Below are 20,648 nucleotides of genomic sequence, written 5' to 3' on the forward strand. Positions count from 1 at the left end.
GGAACAATTCCCGCCGGAATCGAGTGCTCTCATGCTCAAAAGCCTGAGGAATAAGGAAAGTCCTGCCTCGGCGGCCTGTTTACGCGGAAAGACCAGTCCAGCTGCCGGTAGGGCAAACCCAATCACCCCACCCCAGTCGACCCAAACCCGCCAGCGCCGCGCTGGGTGGCGTCGAGGGTGGTGACTTCGGTCAGGGTGGCTTGCATCGCAGGGGCGATGATCATCTGGGCGATGCGCAGGCCGCGGGTGATGGTGAAGGGCTCGCCGCCGTGGTTGATCAGGATGACCTTCACCTCGCCGCGATAATCCGCATCCACCGTGCCGGGGGAGTTGAGAACCGTGATGCCGTTCTTGGCGGCAAGGCCGGAGCGGGGGCGGACCTGGCCTTCGAAGCCGCGCGGGATGGCCATGGCAAGGCCGGTCGGCACCATCGCCCTCTTGCCCGGCTGCAGCACCAGATCTTCGCTCACGGCTGCCATCAGATCAAACCCGGCCGCATCGGCGCTCTGATAGGCGGGCAGCGGCAGGTCTGCGCCATGCTCAAGGCGCAGCAGTTCAACGGTGACGGAAGCAGGAACGGGCATGGCAATTCTCCTTGAAGGAAATACGGCCCTCTTGCTGTCAGCATTGGCGGCCCAGCGCAAGCCTTGCGGCCTGCGGTCAACAGGTCATGCGGCGGGGCGCCGGACGGGGGCATGGCTTCTGTTTCCCCTGCGTGAACGATCCGTCGCATTTGCGCCTCTTTATTCACGCCGGAAACATTCCTACTCTCAGACCCAAGATCGACACCCCTGTGTCCTTTGGAGGGATCACATGTCTGCCACAGGATTTGAACCGCTTTTTCTGGCCCATGGCTCGCCCATGCTGGCGATTGCGGACAGCGCCGCGCACCGGTTTCTGAAGGCGCTTGGGCCCAGCCTGCCGCGCCCGCGTGCCATCGTCGTGCTGTCGCCCCACTGGGAAACGGAGGGCCTTCGGGTTTCCGCCCCCGGCCCGCTGCGCACCATCCATGATTTCGGCGGCTTTCCGCGTGCCCTGTTCGAGATCCAGTATCCGGCCAGCGCGCCGGAAGATGTAACGGGCGAGGTGATGGACAAGCTGAATGCCGCAGGCATCGAGGCGCAGATCGACCCCACATGGGGGCTGGATCACGGCGCCTGGGTGCCGCTCTCTCTCGCCTATCCGCAGGCGGACATTCCGGTCGTCGCCCTCTCCCTGCCGCTGAGCTACGGCCCGCAGGAACTCCTGGAGCTGGGCGCGGCGCTGAGCGGGCTGCAGGACAGCGGCGTACTGATCATCGCCACCGGCAGCACCACCCACAACCTGCGCCAGATCTTGCCGCAGGGCAGCCCCGCGCCTGACTGGGCCACGGCCTTTGATGCCTGGCTGGATGAAGGGCTTCTGAGCGGTGAGGTGGAACGGATTACGGATCTGGGCACCGCCCCCGGCTTCCGGATGGCGCATCCGAGGGAAGAGCACCTTCTGCCCGTATTCTTCGCGCTTGGTGCTGGCGGCAAGGGCGCCAAAGGCGAGCTGCTTCACCGCACCTACGAATACGGCACCCTGTCCATGTCCTACTACCGGTTCGGAAAAGCGGCGTAAGGTGATGCGGTATTTGCCCTGAAAGGGTGATGGGCTTTTCCCGCCTTGTGCCGGGAAGACAAGAAGTTTCAGAGTCTTACTTCTCGTACTGAGGCCTCTCATTTCCCCTCCCCCTTGAGGGGGGAGAGGGGCACAGCGGCCATTTGGGTTGCCTTCCCTCCGTGCTTGCAGCCCGGTTCAAGGGATCGGGGTCAGACCCGCCTCACAGTGCCGCTTCGATTTCCGCGGCGATGGCCTCTGCGGCGCTGCGGGGGTCGGCGGCGCGGCTGATGGGACGGCCGATGACGAGGTAGTCGGACCCGGCGCGGATGGCATCGCCCGGCGTCATCACGCGCTTCTGGTCGCCCCTGTCGCTGCCGGCAGGCCGCACGCCCGGCGTCACCACCACAAGCTCGCCGCCCACAGCCTTGCGCACAAGGCCCGCTTCCAGCGGCGAGCAGACGATGCCGCCCATGCCGGCCGCCCGCGCATCCCCGGCGCGCGCCTCGACTAGGCCCGCCACCGGCCCGCGATACCCGGCTGCGACCAGATCCTCCTCGTCCATGGAGGTCAGAACCGTGACGCCGAGCAGGCAGAGGTTCTTGGCATCCGTTTCCTGCAAGGCGGCAACGGCGGCGCGCATGGTCTTGGGGTAGGCATGCAGCGTGACGAAGCGCACGCCCATGCGGGCAATGTTGCGCACGGCGCTTGCGATGGTGTTGTCGATGTCGAGCAGCTTCACGTCGAGAAACACCTCGATGCCCTCGCCCGCCAGCTCTTCGGCAAGTTTCAGCCCGCCTGCGAACTGCAGCTCCATGCCGATCTTGTAGACCCCGACGGCGCCCTTCGTCGCCGCAATCAGCGCCCGCGCTTCCTCAACCGTGGGCACATCCAGCGGCAGCATCAGGCGGTGAGTGGCGGACTTGGGGGCAAAGCGGCTGGAGGCGGCCATCCGGGTTTCCTTTCATGGTGGCGTGAGGCGTTGCCGCTTCCTAGCAGGCCCGTTGCAGCAACGCCAGAACCGCACGTTTCCCCGGCCTCCATGATCTGGCAAAGAAGTCTCTGGCCAGATTGCCCATTTGTGTTTCAATGCGTGGCACCGCCTGCTAAAACGGCGCGGTTTCGCCAGGCAGGTAGTAAGGCTGGCCGATGGAAGGATGACAGATGCGCACAGCGGCAATCTCGCGCAACACCAAGGAAACCCGCATTGACGTCGAGATCAATCTCGACGGCACCGGCGCCTATGACGTGGCGACGGGGGCCGGCTTCTTCGACCATATGCTGGAACAGCTTGCGCGCCATTCGCTGATCGACATCAAGGTGCGCGCCGAGGGCGACACTCACATCGACTTCCACCACACGGTGGAGGACACCGGCATCGCGCTGGGGCAGGCCCTGTCGCAGGCGCTGGGGTCCATGTCCGGCATCACCCGCTATGCAGACACACATCTGGCCATGGACGAGGCGCTGACGCGCTGCGCACTGGATGTGTCCGGCCGGCCCTTCCTCGTCTGGCAGGTGGAGTTCCCCCGCGACAAGGTGGGCGAGTTCGACACCGAACTGTTCGAGGAATTCTTCCGCGCCTTCGCCATGAATGCGGGCATCACCCTGCATGTCGCCAATATTTATGGCAGCAACTGCCACCATATCGCGGAAACCTGTTTCAAGGCCGTAGCGCGTTCGCTGCGCAAGGCCATCGAGATCGACCCGCGCCAGGCGGGCCGCGTGCCCACCACCAAGGGCCAGCTGGGTGGCTGAGGAGGCAGGGCAATGAGCACATATATGGTGATGCTGCCGCCGGAGGCGGAGGGGCGTGAATTGACGCCCGCCATGGCGCAAAGGGCGGTTTTCGTGCGCGACGGTTTCTCCACCCCGGCGCTGGTCTTTACCGGCATCTGGATGCTGCTGCACCGGCTGTGGCTGCCGTTTCTGGCCTATCTCACCATCTCGCTGGTGCTGGAGCTGATTGCGCAGAATTTCAGCCAGTCGATCCCCGGCGTTCTGGCCTTCCTGACCGGCATTCTCATCGGCCTTGAAAGCGGCAACCTGCGGCGCTGGTCGCTGGAGCGCAGGGGCTGGATCTTCGCCGGTGTTGTCACGGGGCAGGGCAGAGAAGAGGCTGAGCTGCGCTTCTTCAACGCCTACCGCCCGGCCCTGCGCCCGGTGGACACGCCGGCCGCCCCGCAGCCGCAGGGCTTCGTGCCGCGCTTTGGCCGCGAGCAGGTGATTGGCCTGACGCTGTCCGGCTCCAGTTTTGCAGGAGAAGGTGCAAGATGACTGTCGCCATCATTGACTATGGCTCGGGCAACCTGCGCTCGGCTGCCAAGGCCTTCGAACGGGCTGCCCGCGACCATGCGAAGGTGCCGGATGTGATCGTCACCTCCGATCCGGACCAGGTGCTGAAGGCGGACCGCATCGTCCTTCCGGGCGTCGGTGCCTTTGCCGATTGCCGGCGCGGGCTTGAGGCCGTCGAGGGCATGCGCGAGGCGCTGGAGGAAAGCGTGCGCCGCAAGGGAAAGCCTTTCCTCGGCATCTGCGTCGGCATGCAGCTGATGGCTGCGCGCGGGCTGGAATTCGAAACGGTGGAAGGCCTCGGCTGGATCGACGGCGATGTCACGGCAATGCAGCCGTCTGATCCCTCGCTGAAGATCCCGCACATGGGCTGGAACACGATCAGCGTGCATCCGCAGTCCCACCCCGTTCTCAAGGGGCTGGCCACCGGGCCGGACGGGCTGCATGCCTATTTCGTTCATTCCTTCCATTTCGCCTGCGCCCGCCCGGAAGACCGGCTGGCCACCTTCGACTATGCCGGCACCTTCACCGCGATGGTGGCGCGCGACACGATGGTCGGCACCCAGTTTCACCCGGAAAAGAGCCAGCGGCTCGGCCTCGGCCTCATTGCCAACTTCCTTGACTGGAAGCCCTGAGACCCGGCTTTCCCGTCTGAAGCACGATTACAGCGCGGCAGGCGCCGCAAGAGAGACATTTCCATGATCCTTTTTCCAGCCATCGACCTCAAGGACGGCCAGTGCGTGCGCCTGAAGCTGGGCGACATGGACCAGGCCACCGTCTTCAACGACAATCCGGCGGCGCAGGCCAAGGCCTTTGAAGATCAGGGCTTCGAATATCTGCATGTGGTTGACCTCAACGGCGCCTTTGCCGGGGAAAGCGTCAACGGCGCGGCGGTGGAAGCCATTCTCGGCGCAACGAAAAACCCGGTGCAGCTGGGCGGTGGCATCCGCACGCTCGCCCATATCGAAAGCTGGCTGGCCAAGGGCATCTCCCGCGTCATTCTCGGCACCGTCGCGGTGCGGGACCCTGAACTGGTGCGCGAGGCCTGCCGCAAGTTCCCCGGCAAGGTCGCCGTCGGCATCGACGCCAAGGGCGGCCATGTGGCGGTGGAAGGCTGGGCGGAAACTTCCGAACTCACCGCCGTGGACCTTGCCCGGCGCTTCGAGGATGCCGGCGTTTCGGCCATCATCTATACGGATATCGACCGGGACGGCGTGTTGAAGGGCCTCAACATCCCCTCGACGCTGGAACTGGCCGCTGCCGTGTCCATTCCCGTCATCGCCTCGGGGGGGCTTGCCTCCATCGAGGACATCAAGCGCCTGCTGCAGCCGGACTGCGCCATCCTGGAAGGCGCCATCTCCGGCCGCGCCCTCTACGACGGCCGCCTTGACCCGGCCGAAGCCATGGCCCTGATCCGGGCGGCAAGGGAAAGCTGAATCAGATGAAGGGGTTGGGACTTCTTGCTTAAGCCTATGAAAATGCTTGACAAAATCTGAAAACCCTTATCTTTGGACCAAATGGATTGGGGGTTCCCGGCCGGCGTCAGGCTCTGGAGTAATCCGGGGCCTTTCGCTTTTCAGACGAAGATTCCACGCCCCTTTGCACCCAGAGAGGCGCCGCCGATCATCTTTCTGGACAGGATCTCGAAGGCCCGGTTCGGCTGATCCTTGCGGAACACGCTGAGGGCCATGGGCCTTGCGGTCAGATCAGCAATCTGCAGGCCAATCGAATTGGATTTCTTGTCGAGAAAAATCGCCTCGAAACCAGGCATTGGCGTCCGGATCTGGTTGTCTCCGGCAATGATGCGCCGGAAGGCCAGTTCAAGCTCCTGATCCTCCCGGGTCCCGCGTTTCTCGAAGATGAAGAACGTCCGCTTGCCGGTTTCCTGCTTTGCCTTGAGAAACTGATGGACCTTGACGAGACAGATCCCAAGGGCGATGGCGTAGGGATTGTCCGGAAAGAAATCCAGCTTCAGCTCACTTTTCAGGATGACACATCTTGCAGGAAGCTTTCGCGCAGCCTCTGAACGGTGAAAAGCCTGAAGTCGCCCTTCTGCTTTCTGATCTCGTGCTCATGCAGAATGACGGCATCATGGCCGAAGTAGTGGAACTTGATCCGCTGGAAGCGGGGAACGATCTGGCTGCAATAGCTTGATTTTTTGAAGCCGCAGAGCGACAAGGCAAAAACTGGAAAGTTCACGTCGATGGACGTCAGCGAATGATCGCCGCTTTCGTCCGCATAGAAGATGTAAGAACTGTCCGTCTCTGCCATTCAGATTCCATATCTGCGTGGCCATGAAATTGCAAAGGCCCGCGCATGACCCTCAAGGCCCGCATCATTCCCTGTCTCGACGTCAAGGACGGCCGTGTCGTCAAGGGCGTCAACTTCGTTGATCTGGTGGATGCCGGAGACCCGGTGGAGGCGGCCAAGGCCTATGATGCCGCAGGCGCCGACGAGCTGTGCTTCCTTGACATCACCGCCAGCCACGAGGGCCGGGACACCATCTTCGACGTGGTACGGCGCACGGCGGAGGCCTGCTTCATGCCCGTCACCGTCGGCGGCGGCGTGCGCACGGTGGAGGATATCCGCAAGCTGCTGATCGCGGGGGCCGACAAGGTGTCGATCAACACGGCGGCGGTCAGCAATCCGGATTTCGTGCGCGAGGCTGCAGAGAAATTCGGAGCCCAGTGCATCGTCGTCTCCATCGACGCCAAGCAGGTGAATGCGGAAGGTGAAGCACCGCGCTTCGAGATCTTCACCCACGGCGGGCGCAACGCCACCGGCATCGATGCCGTGGAATTTGCGCAGAAGGTGGTGGAGCTGGGCGCTGGCGAGCTGCTGGTCACCTCCATGGACCGGGACGGCACCAAGTCCGGCTACAACATTGCCCTGACGCGGGCGATTGCCGATGCTGTGCCGGTGCCGGTGATTGCCTCTGGCGGCGCCGGCACGCTCGACCACCTGGTAGAGGGCGTGCGCGACGGCCATGCGACGGCCGTTCTGGCCGCCTCGATCTTCCACTTCGGCACCTACAGCATTGGTGAGGCAAAAACCCACATGGCTGCCGCAGGGATACCTATGCGAATGGATACCTGATTTCGGCCGGAATCCGGTGTAAGTTTCACCTGTTACGGGAAAAGACTGCTCTGATGACAGCATTCACTCTGGCCGATCTGGAAGCCATCGTAGCGGCCCGTGCGGCGAGCGACGATGAAATGTCCTACACCCGCAAGCTGGTGGGCAAAGGCGTTGGCAAATGTGCCCAGAAACTGGGTGAAGAAGCCGTGGAGGCCGCGATTGCAGCCGTGCAAGGCGACCGGGCTGGCCTCAAGGGTGAGGCCGCGGATCTTCTGTATCACCTCATGGTGGTGCTGAAAGTCTGCGGTGTGAGCCTTGACGAGGTCATGGCGGAACTGGCCGCACGCACCGGGCAAACCGGCCTCGAGGAAAAAGCCTCGCGGCCTGCAAGCTGAAGCCCGTGCGGCGCCTGAGCCTTTCAAGGCGTGATGCGCCGGCATCGCGGATGCCTTGAGACACAGCATCCGGACCGGAAAGGCCCGCATGCAATCCCTTGGAACAACCGGGACAGAGCCGCCCATGGACCAGACTGTCATCCGCCCCGAAACCATGGACCTGTCGCCGTACAGGGTCTTCACGGAAAACGAATGGTCGCGGCTGCGCGCCGACACGCCCATGACGCTGACCTCTGCCGAGGTGAGCGAGCTGCGGGCGCTGAACGACCCCATTTCCATGGCGCAGGTGGAGAGCATCTATCTGCCGCTGTCGCGGCTGCTGGCCTATTACGCCGAAGCCACGCTGATCCTGCATCAGGCGACCAAGCGCTTCCTCGGCGTGGCGGAGAGCAAGACGCCCTTCATTATCGGCGTTGCAGGCTCCGTGGCAGTGGGCAAGTCCACCACCTCGCGCATCCTGCGCGCCCTGCTCGCCCGCTGGCCGGCAAGCCCGAAGGTGGATCTTGTCACCACCGATGGCTTTCTCTTCCCCAATGCTGTGCTGGAAGCCGAAGGCCTGATGCAGCGCAAAGGCTTTCCCGAGAGCTTTGACCGCACGGCGCTGCTGACCTTCCTTTCAGACATCAAGGCCGGCAAGCGCAACGTGCGGGCGCCCGTCTATTCGCACTTCTACTATGATGTGATGCCCGGCCACTCGGTCACCATCGACCAGCCGGACATCCTCATCGTTGAAGGGCTCAATGTGCTGCAGACGCGGGAGCTGCCGAAGGATGGCCGGGCTGTGCCCTTCGTCTCGGATTTCTTCGACTTCTCGGTCTATATCGACGCGCCGGAGGACATTCTGGAGACCTGGTACGTGGAGCGCTTCATGCACCTGCGTGAAACCGCCTTCCGCGATCCCGGCTCCTATTTCCACCGCTACTCGCGGATCACGGATGAGGAAGCCCTTGCGACGGCCAAGAGCATCTGGACCAACATCAACCTGCTGAACCTGCAGGAAAACATCCTGCCGACGCGCCCGCGCGCCGATCTCATCCTGACCAAGGATGCCAATCACCGGATTTCAAAAGTCGCCCTGCGGCGCATCTGAAATCCGGGAGAAGGCCTGGCTGGGCTCACCCCCGCCCGCAGAAGACGTCGTAAAGACCCGGGCGGGACCAGGTGACGTTGTCCCGCTGGCCCTGGAGGGCATAGCCGTTTGCTTCATAGCGGAAGCCTGTCCCGCCATTGACGCGCGGCAGCGTGACGGAGACCTGCCCGAACTCGGTCACCATCGCAACGCCACGGGCGGTGTCATAGACGACCTGCAGGTCGATACCGGCAGTGCAGATATAGTTCGTGGTGCTGACATTGCCGATGGGCGCGGGCGGCAGCAGCATGCCCGGAGCCTGCGGCTGCATGGGCTGCACCGGCGGCGCAGGCGTGAAGGCCCCCTGCGGCAGGCCTTGCTGACCGGGTATGGGGCCTGCATTCGACTGTCCGATCACCACGGTCTGCTGCGGCTCGCGGCTGATATAAATGCCGAGGCACTGGCCCACATCAGTCGTGACGAGCCAGGCATTGGAGATGATGGATTCCTGATCCAGCACCTGCCCCGGCTCAAGGCGCGCATAGAACTGCTGGATGCCTGAATAGTCGATCCAGAACACATCAATGGGTCCGCCCCGGGCGTTGCGGAACAGCATGCGGCCCCGGAAGCCGCCGTCGAGCGAGCGGATCCCGCCAAGTTCGGCGCAAGCCAGATCTCCCATGCCGCCCGCCATGGCCGGGCTGGAGTTGGGATCCACGATCTGGTCCGGCAAGGCGCAAGCGGCGGCAAACAGGCGCACGGAACGGGCACTGCCCTTCAGGGACACCGGCGTGACGGCTCCCTCGACAATCACCTCCAGAACGGATTTGCGCGCCATCACGTCCCAGACGGGGTCGGTGGCGGCCACGGTGAACTCCGGCAGGGGGCGCCCTTGCGGGTTGTTCGCATCGGAACCGGTGGCATCATAGCCCGTGTAGAACTCTTCCGACTTCAGCGCCACGGAGACGGGGCTGCCCTGATAGACCGGAGCGGCGGTCTGGGGCACGCTGACGGTAATGAAGCCGGACTGCGGCGTGCAGCGGGCAATGAAATCGGCATCTGCGCCTTGCGCCGAGCCATGCACGAGCCGCGCCATCGTCGAGCCAAGCTCGGTGCCGGTGACCCTCCATTCCCGCTCAACTGGCGCAGCCGGCTGGACGGGGCTGTCCAGCGGCGGCAGCGGTGACGGCTGGCTCTGCGGAACGGGAGCCTGAACTTGCGGCCGGGCCTCTCTCTGGGGCTCGCTCTGGGTTTGCGGCTGTGCCTGCGTTTGCGGCGGCGTCTGGACCTGCGGCTGAGGCTGGGTTTGTGTTTGTGTTTGTGTTTGTGTTTGTGTTTGGGTCTGCGGCTGTGTCTGGGGCGCCTGCGCCGCCGGAGCCGTTGCGGCCGGGGTCTGCGTGCTCTGGCTCTGAGCGGGCTGTGCGGAAGAGGAGCCCGAGGGTCTGGCCGGCGCTGGAGTGACACCTGCACCGCCGACGACGCGCGGACGGCCGCCAACCTCCCGCTTCACATCCACCGTCACCGCGCCACCGGAGGCACAGATATCGGCGCTCTCGCGCAGGACACGGCTGTTCTCCAGCGTGATTTCAAGCTCGACCTGACAGCTGACAGTGGATGGATCGATAGCCCCCGTCACAGTCTCGACTACGGCGCCTTCAATGCCGCGGGAGATGATCGGGCGGTAACGCTTGTTGACCAGAATTGAGCGGATACCCGGCTCGGCCGGAACGACCTGCACCCGAATCTGCTCCGGCAGGCTCTGGGCGAAGACGGGTTGCGCAGATAACGTGGCCGCCAGAAGCGTCAGAAGTCCGGCCGTCGCACCCCGGGCACCGCCGCTGAACATCCACCCCATGTCGTCCCTCATCTTCATGCGTTTGCACCCGTCCGGGACAAGCCCGGCGCGAGCCGCTTTTAGCCTTGCCAGGCCACTCACGGCAATATCGCAAACACTTGGGGCGGGATTTTGCTCATTTGACGCCCGCACCCGAAGCGCCGGAAGTACCCCAGCGCTATCAATTGCATCTGGTGCGAGGCTGGCGGCCCGGCTTACAGCAAGGCTCAGATATGCTGACGCATCATGCCTTGAAATTGCTCATGCGCCACACGGTCTCACATCAGCGCGGGGCGCGCTTGGCCAGAATCCGCTGCAGCGTGCGCCGGTGCATGTTGAGCCGGCGCGCCGTTTCCGAGACATTGCGCTCGCACATTTCATAGACGCGCTGGATATGCTCCCAGCGGACGCGGTCGGCGGACATGGGGTTTTCCGGCGGAACGGCCTTCTCGTCGCCTTCGCGGGTCAGTGCGGCAAAGACGTCATCCGCATCGGCGGGCTTGGAGAGATAGTCGATGGCGCCGAGCTTCACCGCCGTTACCGCCGTGGCGATATTGCCATAGCCCGTGAGGATGACGGCGCGGGCGTCAGGACGGCTTTCGCGGATCGCCTCGATCACATCAAGGCCGCTGCCATCTTCCAGGCGCATATCGACCACGGCAAAGGCCGGAGCACGGGCCCCCACCTTCGCGATGGCCTCACGCACGCTTTCCGCTGTTTCGACCTCGAACCCGCGCTTTTCCATGGCGCGGGCAAGGCGCTGGTTGAAGGCCTTGTCGTCATCAACAAGCAGCAGACTCTTGTCTTCCGCCTCGATCTTGCGAAGCTCTGTGTCACTCATGGGTGCCGTCCTGCATTTACAGACGTGATCAGCTCCGCTGCCAGCATGGTGTGGCCGCTCACGGAGCCCCTCGCTCGTGAATAGTGTCCTTTATATGGCCAGAAACCGCGGCCGGGTCCATATCCGTGGCGCCTTCAATGCTGCTGCGCGGCCAGGAAATACGCACGACAGCCCCTGTTTCGGGGGCCGGGCGGTTCTCCAGCATCAGCCGCGCGCCGGTCCGTTCCAGCAGGGTTTTCGCAATGAAAAAGCCAAGTCCCAGGCCTCCACCGGTCTGGGAACGGGAGGCGCGGGAGGAGATGTAGGGCTCGCCGATCCGCGACAAAACGTCCGGGGTAAAGCCGGGACCGTCATCGCGGATCTCGATACGGACGGTCCGGTGATCCCAGGAGGTTTTCACATGAACGGCGGAAGCGGCAAAATCCACCGCGTTTTCAAGGAGATTGCCGAGGCCATAGCGGATGGCCGGATTGCGCACGCCCACCGGCTCCGGCTCCTTGCCGGCAAAGCCCACCTTGATGTCGATGCCGAAGCCGCGGTGCGGCTCCACCACTTCCTCGATGAGCTGCGACATGGGCATGCGCTGGAACAGCTGGTCCTTGTCGCTCGACAGGGTGGTCAGCTGGCGCAGGATATCGCGGCAGCGCTCGGCCTGGGCGCGGATCAGCACCACATCCTCGCGGCGCGGATCCCCCTCATCAAATTCCCGCGAGAGTTCCTTGGCCGTCAGAAAAATCGTTGCCAGAGGCGTGCCCAGCTCGTGGGCGGCGGCAGCGGCAAGACCATCGAGGGCGTTGAGATGCTGCTCACGCGCCAGAACCAGCTCGCTGGCGGCCAGCGCATCAGCCAGCTGGCGCGCTTCCACGGCCACGCGGAAGGCATAGACGGCCATGAAGGCGAGGGAGGAGACAAGCGCCACCCAGACGCCCACCGAATAGACATCCGGCAGTGAGAAGACATGCGGCTCCGGCCAGGGCAGCGGCAGGTGGACGAAAGCCAGCAGTGTGGCGCAGACCGTCACCAGCAAGCCCAGCATCAGCGTCAAGCGGCCCGACAGGCCGGTGGCCGACACCATCACCGGCGCCAGCAGCAGGAAGGCGAAGGGATTGCCAAGGCCGCCGGTCAGGAACAGCAGGCCGCTCATCTGCAGGATATCATAGGCCAGCTGCCCGGCCGCCGCCCAGTCCGGCAGGCGTTTGGCGGAAGGGGAGCGGATCTTCAGGAAGACGTTGAGCCAGGCCGAACAGGCGACCAGCGCAAAGGCGGGAGCGGAAGGGACCGGATAGCCCAGCCCCAGCTGCACCACGAGCAGGGCCACGGTCTGGCCCGCAACCGCCAGCCAGCGCAGGCGCACCAGCGTATCCAGGCTGAGCCTGCGGTGGGAAAGGATGAAACCGGATTCAACTGGGTTGCTCATGGCTTCTAACTGAGCCGAAATCCGTGCCCTGGCAAGTCCTCACTTCTTGCGTGCCCTCACCTCTTCTATGCCCTGGCCTCTTGTGTGAACAGGTGTCCGCGTGCTAGCCAGCCAGTCCAGATGGTGTTCTGCGACCGACGAGCGGGCACCGGCTTACCGCTTGATGGCCCGGAGCATTCTGCCGGGCCTGAAACTGAAAGACGGATACGAGACAGATGACGGACATCAACGAAGGTGGCGCCGCGGCGCAGGGCAGCGATGCAAAGGGCGGCGAAGCACCGGGCCTCAGCATCCTGGCCCAGTACATCAAGGACCTGTCCTTCGAGAACCCGAACGCGCCGCGCTCGCTGCAGCAGGGCGAACAGCCGAAGCTCGACATCTCGGTGAACGTCAGCGCCCAGCCGGTCGCCGATGGTCATTTCGATGTGGTCCTGTCGCTGAGCGCAAAGGCCGAGCGTCCGAACATGGTCATGTTCAACGTGGAGCTGGTCTATGGCGGCCTGTTCCGCATCAACGGCGTGCCGAACGAGCACCTGCACCCCTTCGTCATGATCGAGTGCCCGCGCATGCTCTTCCCGTTTGCACGCCAGATCCTGGCCGATGCGACCCGCAACGGCGGCTTCCCGCCGCTGATGCTGGACCCGATCGACTTCGCCCAGCTCTACCGCCAGAACATGGCGAACCAGGAAACGGCTCCGGTTCCAAACTGATCCGGCGCAGTCTTCAAGACAGCTTCAGGCCGCAGACCCTCCGGGCTGCGGCCTTTGCTTTTCAAGGTTCAGTGTGCCTCTTCCAGCAGCTCCGCCCAGGTCTTCGGGTTATCGCCGTTGAGCGGATTGGCGGGCGAGCGGCGGTAGTTGATGGTCTCGAAGCGCATGGCGAGCGTGTCGATCATCAGCAGCCGTCCGGTCAGGCCGGTGCCGATGCCGGTGATCTCCTTGAGGGCTTCCAGCGCCTGCAGCGTCCCGGCAAGACCCGTCAACGCCCCCAGCACGCCGGCCTCGGCGCAGGCCGGCAGATGGCCCTCCGCCGGCCGCTTCGGGAAGAGGCAGCGGTAGGTCGGGTTGGGCGTGCCGTCCGCGCCGGTCTCATGGGGTTTCAGCAGCGTGATGGTGGCATCAAACCGCCCCACGGCAGCCGTCACCAGCGGCTTGCGGGCAAAGAAACAGGCATCGGACACCAGATAGCGGGTGGCGAAGTTGTCCGATCCGTCGATGACGAGATCATAGCGCTGGACCAGCTGCATGGCATTGTGGCCTGCGAGCCGCACCGGATGCGGTTCCACGGTCACATTGGGGTTGAGCCGGGCAATCGCTTCGGCCGCGCTCGACACTTTCGGCTCACCCAGATGCTCCGTGTCATGGATCACCTGCCGTTGCAGGTTGGAGAGGGACACCGTGTCGTCATCGACAATGCCCAGCGTACCTACGCCCGCCGCCGCCAGATACTGCAGCACCGGCGCGCCGAGCCCGCCTGCGCCGATGACAAGCACGCGCGCGGCCTTCAGCTTCTGCTGGCCCGGCCCGCCCACCTCCTTCAGCACGATGTGGCGGGCATAGCGCTCCAGCTCTGCGGGAGAAAACATGACGGATCCTGTCTGTATCTGAAAAGCCCGTCAGCCGAGCATGCGGCTGACGAGGCGGGCCGTGTAATCCACCATCGGAATCACACGGGCATAGTTGAGGCGGGTGGGGCCGATGACGCCCAGAACGCCGACGATGCGCTGCTCCCGGTCCCGGTAGGGCGAGACCACCAGCGACGAGCCGGACAGCGAGAACAGCTTGTTTTCCGAGCCGATGAAGATGCGCACCCCGTCGCCCTTTTCGGCAAGGCCGAGCAGCTGGATGAGGTCGCGCTTGTTCTCAAGGTCATCAAACAGCAGGCGCACCCGCTCCAGATCCTCCGCCACATCCACATCGGTGAGCAGGTTGGACTGACCGCGCACGATCAGCGTGTCGTTTTCGCCACCCTCCCCGGCCCAGACCGCAAGGCCGGCCTCGACGATCTTCTGGGTCAGGCTGTCCAGTTCGGCCTGGTTGGCCTCGCGCAGGCGCTCCAGTTCGCGGCGCACATCCGACAGGGTGCGGCCCTGGATCTGGGCATTGAGATAGTTGCCCGCCTCGATCAGTGCCGACTGCGGCAAGTCTGCAGGCAGGTCGATGATGCGGTTTTCGACCGAGCCATCCTCCCCCACCAGCACGGCGAGGGCCTTCAGCGGCTCGATGCGGATGAACTCGATCTGGCGCAGGCGGAAATCCTGCTTGTGCGTCAGCACCACGCCGGCTCCGCTGGAAAGTCCTGAGAGAAGCTGGCTCGCCTCCGTCAGTACATGTTCCATCGTGCCCTTGGCGTGGCTGGAGGCGCGCACCTGCACGTCGATGCGCTCGCGCTCCTCCTGTGAAAGGTCCCCCACTTCCAGCAGCGCGTCGATGAAGAAGCGCAGGCCCGTTTCGGTGGGCAGGCGCCCGGCGCTGGTGTGCGGCGAGTACAGCAGGCCCAGATGCTCCAGATCGGCCATCACGTTGCGCACGGAGGCCGGCGACAGCGACATGCCGAGGCCGCGCGCCACATTGCGCGATCCGACCGGCTCGCCGGTATCCAGATAGGTCTCGACGATGGAGCGGAAAATCTCGCGGGACCGCTTGTCCAGATCGGTCAGGCTCACGTATCCAACCTCATCCTCTGCCAGGTTTCGTGCTCCGCCCGCTTCGGGCAATTCACGGCTCTTCTGCAAGATATAGGACCAAAATGGCCGCAGAGTGCAAGCAGGCCTTTACGGCTCTCGGGTCTCAGGGCTACAAGCGCGGAAAGATCTGTGGGTCAGTGTGCCGCACCGGCCATTTTGAAGTCAGGAGCCAGATATGCGTCCATCCAAACGCGCCGCCGGTGAGCTGCGGTCCGTCACTCTGGAGCGTGGTGTGTCCAAGCACGCCGAAGGCTCCTGCCTGGTGAAGTTCGGTGACACGCACGTCCTGTGCACCGCCAGCCTGGAAGAGCGCGTCCCCTCCTGGCTGCGCGGCCAGAACAAGGGCTGGGTAACGGCCGAATACGGCATGCTGCCGCGCGCCACCGGCACGCGCATGCGCCGTGAGGCGTCCTCCGGCAAGCAGTCCGGCCGCACGCAGGAAATCCAGCGTCTCATCGGCCGCTCGCTGCGCGCCGTCGTTGATCTGGAAGCCCTCGGCGAGAACCAGATTTCCATCGACTGCGACGTGATCCAGGCCGATGGCGGCACCCGCACGGCTTCGATCACCGGCGCGTGGGTGGCCCTGCATGACTGCATCGAATGGATGCGCGCCCGCGAGATCGTCAAGAAGCCGGTGTTGAAGGATCACGTGGCTGCCATCTCCTGCGGCATCTACAAGGGCAACCCGGTGCTGGACCTCGATTATGAGGAAGATTCGGCTGCCGAGACCGACGCCAACTTCGTGCTGACCGGCGCGGGCGGCATTGTCGAGATCCAGGGCACGGCGGAAGGCGCCCCCTTCTCCGAGGAAGAGTTCAAGGCTCTGCTGGATCTCGCCCGCAGCGGCATCGGCCGCCTGATCGACCTGCAGAAAATGTCCATCCTGTGAGGCATCCCATGGCACACCGCAAGCTGGAGCCGGGCCGCCTGGTCGTGGCCACCCACAACGCCGGAAAGCTGCGCGAAATCCGCGAGCTGCTTGGCCCCTATGGCTTCGATGTGGTTTCTGCCGGCGAGCTGGACCTGCCGGAGCCGGAAGAAACCGGCACCACCTTCGAGGCCAATGCGGAGCTGAAGGCCCGTGCGGCGGCGGAGGCCTCCGGCCTGCCGTCGCTGGCTGATGACAGCGGCTTCTGCGTGGCCGCCCTCAATGGAGATCCCGGCATCTATTCTGCCCGCTGGGCCGGTCCGGACAAGGACTTCGCCATGGCCATGCGCAATGTGGAAGAAAAGCTGCAGCAGGCCGGTGCCGTGACGGCGGAAGCCCGGCGCGGGTCCTTCGTCGCCGTGCTGTGCCTTGCCTGGCCCGATGGCCATGCGGAGTTCTTCCGCGGCGAGGTGGAAGGCCAGATCGTGTGGCCGCCACGCGGCACGCAAGGGTTCGGCTATGACCCGATGTTCCAGCCCGATGGCCACGAGCGCACCTTCGGCGAGATGACCTCGGCGGAAAAACACGGCTGGTCGGCAACCACACCCGCCCTGTCGCATCGCGCCCGCGCCTTTGTGACCTTTTCGAAGGCCTGCCTGGAGCAAGAATGACCACCACCCCGGACGGCGGCTTCGGCATCTATGTGCACTGGCCCTTCTGCGCGGCCAAGTGCCCTTATTGCGACTTCAACTCCCACGTCCGGCACCAGCCGGTCGATCAGGACCGCTTTGTCGCGGCCTTCGAGCGGGAGCTGGCGCATTTTGCTGCCTGGACACCGAACCGGACGGTGCAGTCGATCTTCTTTGGCGGCGGCACGCCCTCGCTGATGCAGCCGCGCACGGTGGAGCGCATTCTGGAGGCGATTGCCCGGCACTGGGCGATCGATACGGACGTGGAAATCTCGCTCGAGGCAAACCCTTCCAGCGTCGAGGCCGAGCGTTTCCGCGGCTACCGGGCGGCGGGCGTCAACCGGGTGTCGCTGGGCGTGCAGGCGCTCAATGATCAGGACCTGCGCCAGCTTGGCCGTCTGCATGACGTGGCCGGGGCGCTGCAGGCCATCGAGATTGCCCGCGAAACCTTCCCGCGCCTGTCCTTCGACCTCATTTATGCCCGGCCCGGCCAGACGGTGACCGGCTGGGAGGCGGAACTGCGCCAGGCGGTGAAACTCGCCGCCGACCACCTGTCGCTCTATCAGCTGACCATCGAGGAAGGCACGCCCTTCTTCAACCTTTATCAGGCGGGCAAGCTGATCGTGCCGGACCCGGATCTGGGCGCCGAATTCTACGAGCTGACGCAGGATCTGACCACTGATCTTGGCCTTCCGGCCTATGAAGTGTCCAACCACGCCCGCCCGGGCGCGGAATGCCGCCATAACCTCGTCTACTGGCGCTACGGCGATTATGTCGGTGTGGGCCCGGGTGCACATGGCCGCCTGTCGCTGGGCGCCACCAAGCGCGCCACCGCCATCGAGCGCCATCCTGAGACATGGCTTGCCCATGTGGAGGAGCGTGGCCACGGCATGGTGGAAGACCTGCCGCTGAGTGACGAAGAGCAGGGCGACGAATATCTGCTGATGGGCCTGCGGCTGATCGAGGGCGTCGACATGCGCCGCTACGAGCGGCTTTCCGGCCGCTCCATCGACCCGCGCCGCCTCAATGACTTGCTGGAGCATGGCATGGTCGAGAAGCTGGACGAGACCCGTGTCCGCGCCACCCGCGGCGGCTTTTTCGTGCTGGACGCAGTCGTGGCGGATCTGGCGGCGTAACTGTTAACTTTCAGAGATTCGTTTCACTGAATCCTGATGAGCCGTTCACATCAAAAAACAACTTATGATCGAACAAAAAAGGAACAACCGTTCCTTTGAAAAGTTGGGATTCAATGGGTTATCGGGGAAAACTCTCGATCGAGCGCACTATTCCTCTCCTCAAGATAAATTTTGTAGATTTTGCTTTCCGGTATCGGATACATTTCTGAGGTCGACTTCGAGTGGTGAGACACTCAATGCCGACCTCAGAAGAAAGATGACCCAAATTTGCAACACGTCATCGCACATGGGTCACTCAAAGAATAGGAGCCGATATCGTCGTTCCCTCTTACATGAAAAACGATATAGTGTTCCTAGCTTTGGGACAAGTGCGATGGCACAATTTATGGAGAATATCCGAGATGGATAGACCCATTATTGAGCCTGGTTCGTACGGGCGGAGATCGCCCACTGTAACCCCTGAGATGGCTGCGCAGATCAAAGCGTTGCTGAAGACCGGGATGAGTCAGCACGATATTGCTGCGCGTTTCCGGATCAATCAGGGCAGAGTTAGTGAAATCAACAAGGGATATAAATTCCCCCAAGTTGAACCTGTTCAAGGTGACCTCTTCGGCTAATGAGCAGCGGCCCCGCCCAATACGGCGGGGCCTACCATTCCGAAATGCCTGCCAGAACACCTGACATCCTGAGCAGCGTGGTTTTTCAGACCTGAGCCAGATGGCCTGAAGACCCGTGCCTGCCACCGGGACAGCCCCGCCGGAGGCTTCAACTCGCGGGCAATAAGTCCTTAAGCACAATAGGATTTCCCTCTATTTTCATGCTGCACTGCGACAACAGCGGTGCAGCAAATAATTTCTCGTATGATACAGGTCCCTCAACTGGCTTCACGGGCTGTCAATCTGTTGGTGTCAGGCTGTTCACAATCGGGCTATTGATGCAGAGGCCAATATCAGCCTATTCTGCTGCAATGCCAGAAGCCAGGCTTGATATACGCGGGTGAGACAGCGCGTGTTCGCCGGGCCAGCGACGAAGGATCCGAAGTGTTACCCTTCTATCATCTCTACGAGATCAACCATGCCGCCATGGGCCCGGTGCGTGCCGCAGCGGACGCAACACGGCTCTATTTCCAGAACCCGTTCAACCCGATGAGCCACACGCAGCTCGGCCGCCAGGTTGCGGCGGCCTGCGAAGTGCTGGAGCGGACGACGCGGCGCTATGGCAAGCCGGAATTCGGTCTGCCGGAAACCACCATCGGCGGCATGAAGGTGCCGGTGAGCGAGCGCGTGGTCTGGCGCCGCCCCTTCTGCGACCTCTTGCATTTCGAGCGGGGCACCCCCCAGCGCCGCAATGACCCGAAGATCCTGCTCGTGGCGCCCATGTCCGGCCACTATGCCACGCTGCTGCGCGGCACGGTGGAGGCCATGCTGCCGCGCGCCGATGTCTACATCACCGACTGGATCGACGCCCGCATGGTGCCGCTCTCAGACGGCAAGTTCGATCTGGATGACTACATCGATTACGTCATCTCCATGCTGCATTTCCTCGGGCCGGACACCCATGTGGTGGCCGTGTGCCAGCCGTCCGTCCCGGTGCTGGCGGCTGTCGCCGTGATGGAAGCGCGCAACGACCCCTATTCGCCCTCGACCATGACGCTCATGGGCGGGCCGATCGACACCCGCGTCGCGCCGACTGCCGTTAATGATCTGGCCATGTCCAAGGGCATCAACTGGTTCAAGCGCAACGTCATCATGCAGGTGCCGTTCCCGCATCCGGGCATGATGCGTTACGTTTATCCGGGCTTCCTGCAGCTTTCGGGCTTCATGAGCATGAACCTTGACCGGCATCTGATCGCCCACCGCGATTTCTTCCAGCATCTGGTGAAGGGCGATGGCGACAGCGCCGAGAAGCACCGTGAATTCTACGACGAATATCTGGCGGTGATGGACCTGACGGCGGAGTTCTACCTGCAGACGGTGGAGACCGTGTTCATCGAGCATTCCTTGCCGCTGGGCAGAATGAAGCACGGCGGCGAGCTGGTTGATTGCGGTGCCATCCGCAACACGGCATTGCTGACCATCGAGGGCGAGAAGGACGACATCACCGGCCGTGGCCAGACCCGCGCTGCGCACACGCTCTGCACCAATCTGCCGGACGACATGAAGGCGCACTACGAGCAGCCAAATGTTGGCCATTACGGCGTGTTCAACGGCTCGCGCTTCCGCGCCGAAATTGCCCCGCGCATGATCGACTTCATCCTGACCCATTCCCAGGCCAATCGCGACCGCCTGAAGAAGGCTGCCGCCAAGCCGGCCGCTCCAGCCGAGGTGAAAAAGCCTGTGGCAGAAGCACTCGAGGCCGAAGCTGCCCCTGCGCCGGCCCCGAAAGCGGAGGCGGCTGCCGCCGCTGCCAAGCCTGAACCGAAGGCTGCCGTGGCTGCAAAGGCCGATCCGCTGGCCGAGATCCTGCTGGCCAAGCCTAAGGGCGTTGCCGACAATCTCAAGGCCATCACCGGTGTTGGCCCGAAGCTGGAAAAGGCCCTGAATGAAGCGGGCATCTTCCACTTCTGGCAGATCGCAGGCCTGACGGACGCACAGATCGAGGCGCTGGACGACCGTCTGGACTTCCGCGGCCGCATGGCCCGTGACAACTGGATCGAGCAGGCCCGCAAGCTGGCTGAAACGGCCGCCTGAGACACGGCCTGAGACCAGATCAGGGATCAGACCCGGCCCCGCATCCCGAAACGCCCGCTTTACGGCAGGTGA

Annotated in this window: 23 protein-coding genes; 14 read left to right on the top strand and 9 right to left on the bottom strand. The window is 63.6% G+C overall.

Going from position 1 to position 20,648, the window contains the following annotated elements:
• Window positions 1-122: 122 nt before the first annotated feature.
• Window positions 123-584, bottom strand: a complete 462-nt coding sequence (gene dut, locus ASC48_RS04485; protein ID WP_055454586.1) for a dUTP diphosphatase — start codon at window positions 582-584, stop codon at window positions 123-125.
• A gap of 229 nt (window positions 585-813) precedes the next feature.
• Between dut and ASC48_RS04490 the strand changes: the two genes are divergently transcribed.
• Entirely contained in the window at window positions 814-1,602 is a 789-nt protein-coding gene (locus ASC48_RS04490) for a dioxygenase family protein (protein ID WP_055454587.1), read from the top strand.
• Between the two features lie 202 nt (window positions 1,603-1,804).
• On the opposite strand, the gene pyrF is transcribed toward ASC48_RS04490, so the two are convergent.
• On the bottom strand, window positions 1,805-2,533 hold the full coding sequence (gene pyrF / locus ASC48_RS04495) for an orotidine-5'-phosphate decarboxylase (RefSeq protein ID WP_055454588.1): 729 nt from the start codon (window positions 2,531-2,533) through the stop codon (window positions 1,805-1,807).
• 212 nt (window positions 2,534-2,745) lie between these two features.
• Between pyrF and hisB the strand changes: the two genes are divergently transcribed.
• The 4 genes from hisB to hisA all read left to right on the top strand — a co-directional run bounded on the left by hisB (window position 2,746) and on the right by hisA (window position 5,309).
• Entirely contained in the window at window positions 2,746-3,339 is a 594-nt protein-coding gene (gene hisB, locus ASC48_RS04500; protein ID WP_055454589.1) for an imidazoleglycerol-phosphate dehydratase HisB, read from the top strand.
• 12 nt (window positions 3,340-3,351) lie between these two features.
• Window positions 3,352-3,858, top strand: a complete 507-nt coding sequence (locus ASC48_RS04505; protein ID WP_055454590.1) for a DUF2628 domain-containing protein — start codon at window positions 3,352-3,354, stop codon at window positions 3,856-3,858.
• Window positions 3,855-4,508 carry an imidazole glycerol phosphate synthase subunit HisH gene (gene hisH, locus ASC48_RS04510; protein WP_055454591.1) on the top strand — a complete coding sequence of 218 codons (654 nt, stop codon included), beginning with the start codon at window positions 3,855-3,857 and terminating at the stop codon, window positions 4,506-4,508. The genes ASC48_RS04505 and hisH overlap by 4 nt, the downstream gene beginning before the upstream one ends.
• A gap of 63 nt (window positions 4,509-4,571) precedes the next feature.
• Complete coding sequence (gene hisA, locus ASC48_RS04515; RefSeq protein WP_055454592.1) at window positions 4,572-5,309, top strand: 1-(5-phosphoribosyl)-5-[(5-phosphoribosylamino)methylideneamino]imidazole-4-carboxamide isomerase; 738 nt, start codon at window positions 4,572-4,574, stop codon at window positions 5,307-5,309.
• Window positions 5,310-5,449: 140 nt separating this feature from the next.
• Here the strand turns inward: hisA and ASC48_RS20160 are convergent, their stop codons facing one another.
• Entirely contained in the window at window positions 5,450-5,863 is a 414-nt protein-coding gene (locus tag ASC48_RS20160) for a DUF3800 domain-containing protein (protein ID WP_141658871.1), read from the bottom strand.
• Entirely contained in the window at window positions 5,857-6,144 is a 288-nt protein-coding gene (locus ASC48_RS19475) for a DUF3800 domain-containing protein (RefSeq protein ID WP_055454594.1), read from the bottom strand. The genes ASC48_RS20160 and ASC48_RS19475 overlap by 7 nt, the downstream gene beginning before the upstream one ends.
• A 45-nt stretch (window positions 6,145-6,189) precedes the next feature.
• Between ASC48_RS19475 and hisF the strand changes: the two genes are divergently transcribed.
• The 3 genes from hisF to coaA all read left to right on the top strand — a co-directional run bounded on the left by hisF (window position 6,190) and on the right by coaA (window position 8,436).
• Complete coding sequence (gene hisF / locus ASC48_RS04530; protein ID WP_055454595.1) at window positions 6,190-6,969, top strand: imidazole glycerol phosphate synthase subunit HisF; 780 nt, start codon at window positions 6,190-6,192, stop codon at window positions 6,967-6,969.
• A gap of 53 nt (window positions 6,970-7,022) precedes the next feature.
• Complete coding sequence (locus ASC48_RS04535) at window positions 7,023-7,346, top strand: phosphoribosyl-ATP diphosphatase (RefSeq protein ID WP_055454596.1); 324 nt, start codon at window positions 7,023-7,025, stop codon at window positions 7,344-7,346.
• A gap of 124 nt (window positions 7,347-7,470) precedes the next feature.
• Complete coding sequence (gene coaA, locus ASC48_RS04540; protein ID WP_055454597.1) at window positions 7,471-8,436, top strand: type I pantothenate kinase; 966 nt, start codon at window positions 7,471-7,473, stop codon at window positions 8,434-8,436.
• Between the two features lie 25 nt (window positions 8,437-8,461).
• Here the strand turns inward: coaA and ASC48_RS04545 are convergent, their stop codons facing one another.
• The 3 genes from ASC48_RS04545 to ASC48_RS04555 all read right to left on the bottom strand — a co-directional run bounded on the left by ASC48_RS04545 (window position 8,462) and on the right by ASC48_RS04555 (window position 12,507).
• Entirely contained in the window at window positions 8,462-10,288 is a 1,827-nt protein-coding gene (locus ASC48_RS04545; protein WP_141658872.1) for a hypothetical protein, read from the bottom strand.
• Window positions 10,289-10,532: 244 nt separating this feature from the next.
• Window positions 10,533-11,090 (bottom strand): ActR/PrrA/RegA family redox response regulator transcription factor, encoded by a 558-nt coding sequence (locus ASC48_RS04550; RefSeq protein WP_055454599.1) that lies wholly within the window; start codon window positions 11,088-11,090, stop codon window positions 10,533-10,535.
• Between the two features lie 58 nt (window positions 11,091-11,148).
• Window positions 11,149-12,507, bottom strand: a complete 1,359-nt coding sequence (locus tag ASC48_RS04555) for an ActS/PrrB/RegB family redox-sensitive histidine kinase (protein WP_055454600.1) — start codon at window positions 12,505-12,507, stop codon at window positions 11,149-11,151.
• Between the two features lie 215 nt (window positions 12,508-12,722).
• On the opposite strand from ASC48_RS04555, the gene secB reads away from it, so the two are divergent.
• Window positions 12,723-13,217 (top strand): protein-export chaperone SecB, encoded by a 495-nt coding sequence (secB, locus tag ASC48_RS04560; protein WP_055454601.1) that lies wholly within the window; start codon window positions 12,723-12,725, stop codon window positions 13,215-13,217.
• Between the two features lie 68 nt (window positions 13,218-13,285).
• Here secB and ASC48_RS04565 read toward each other — a convergent pair whose 3' ends face one another.
• Both ASC48_RS04565 and hrcA read right to left on the bottom strand, forming a co-directional pair.
• Window positions 13,286-14,092, bottom strand: a complete 807-nt coding sequence (locus tag ASC48_RS04565) for a HesA/MoeB/ThiF family protein (RefSeq protein ID WP_055454602.1) — start codon at window positions 14,090-14,092, stop codon at window positions 13,286-13,288.
• A 30-nt stretch (window positions 14,093-14,122) separates the two neighbouring features.
• Window positions 14,123-15,172 (bottom strand): heat-inducible transcriptional repressor HrcA, encoded by a 1,050-nt coding sequence (hrcA, locus tag ASC48_RS04570; protein WP_055454603.1) that lies wholly within the window; start codon window positions 15,170-15,172, stop codon window positions 14,123-14,125.
• Between the two features lie 196 nt (window positions 15,173-15,368).
• On the opposite strand from hrcA, the gene rph reads away from it, so the two are divergent.
• From rph to phaZ, 5 genes are all read left to right on the top strand, one after another.
• Window positions 15,369-16,082 carry a ribonuclease PH gene (gene rph, locus ASC48_RS04575; protein ID WP_055454604.1) on the top strand — a complete coding sequence of 238 codons (714 nt, stop codon included), beginning with the start codon at window positions 15,369-15,371 and terminating at the stop codon, window positions 16,080-16,082.
• An 8-nt stretch (window positions 16,083-16,090) separates the two neighbouring features.
• Complete coding sequence (rdgB, locus tag ASC48_RS04580) at window positions 16,091-16,732, top strand: RdgB/HAM1 family non-canonical purine NTP pyrophosphatase (protein ID WP_055454605.1); 642 nt, start codon at window positions 16,091-16,093, stop codon at window positions 16,730-16,732.
• A complete protein-coding gene (gene hemW, locus ASC48_RS04585; RefSeq protein ID WP_055454606.1) occupies window positions 16,729-17,886 on the top strand; it encodes a radical SAM family heme chaperone HemW in 1,158 nt (385 codons plus the stop codon). Before rdgB ends, hemW begins: the two co-directional genes overlap by 4 nt.
• A 401-nt stretch (window positions 17,887-18,287) precedes the next feature.
• A complete protein-coding gene (locus tag ASC48_RS19480; RefSeq protein WP_141658873.1) occupies window positions 18,288-18,503 on the top strand; it encodes a helix-turn-helix domain-containing protein in 216 nt (71 codons plus the stop codon).
• Between the two features lie 423 nt (window positions 18,504-18,926).
• A complete protein-coding gene (gene phaZ, locus ASC48_RS04590) occupies window positions 18,927-20,576 on the top strand; it encodes a polyhydroxyalkanoate depolymerase (protein WP_279626032.1) in 1,650 nt (549 codons plus the stop codon).
• Window positions 20,577-20,648: the final 72 nt, after the last annotated feature.

The organism is Pannonibacter indicus, from assembly GCF_001418225.1.
In the GTDB taxonomy this organism is placed as follows: Bacteria; Pseudomonadota; Alphaproteobacteria; order Rhizobiales; family Stappiaceae; genus Pannonibacter; species Pannonibacter indicus.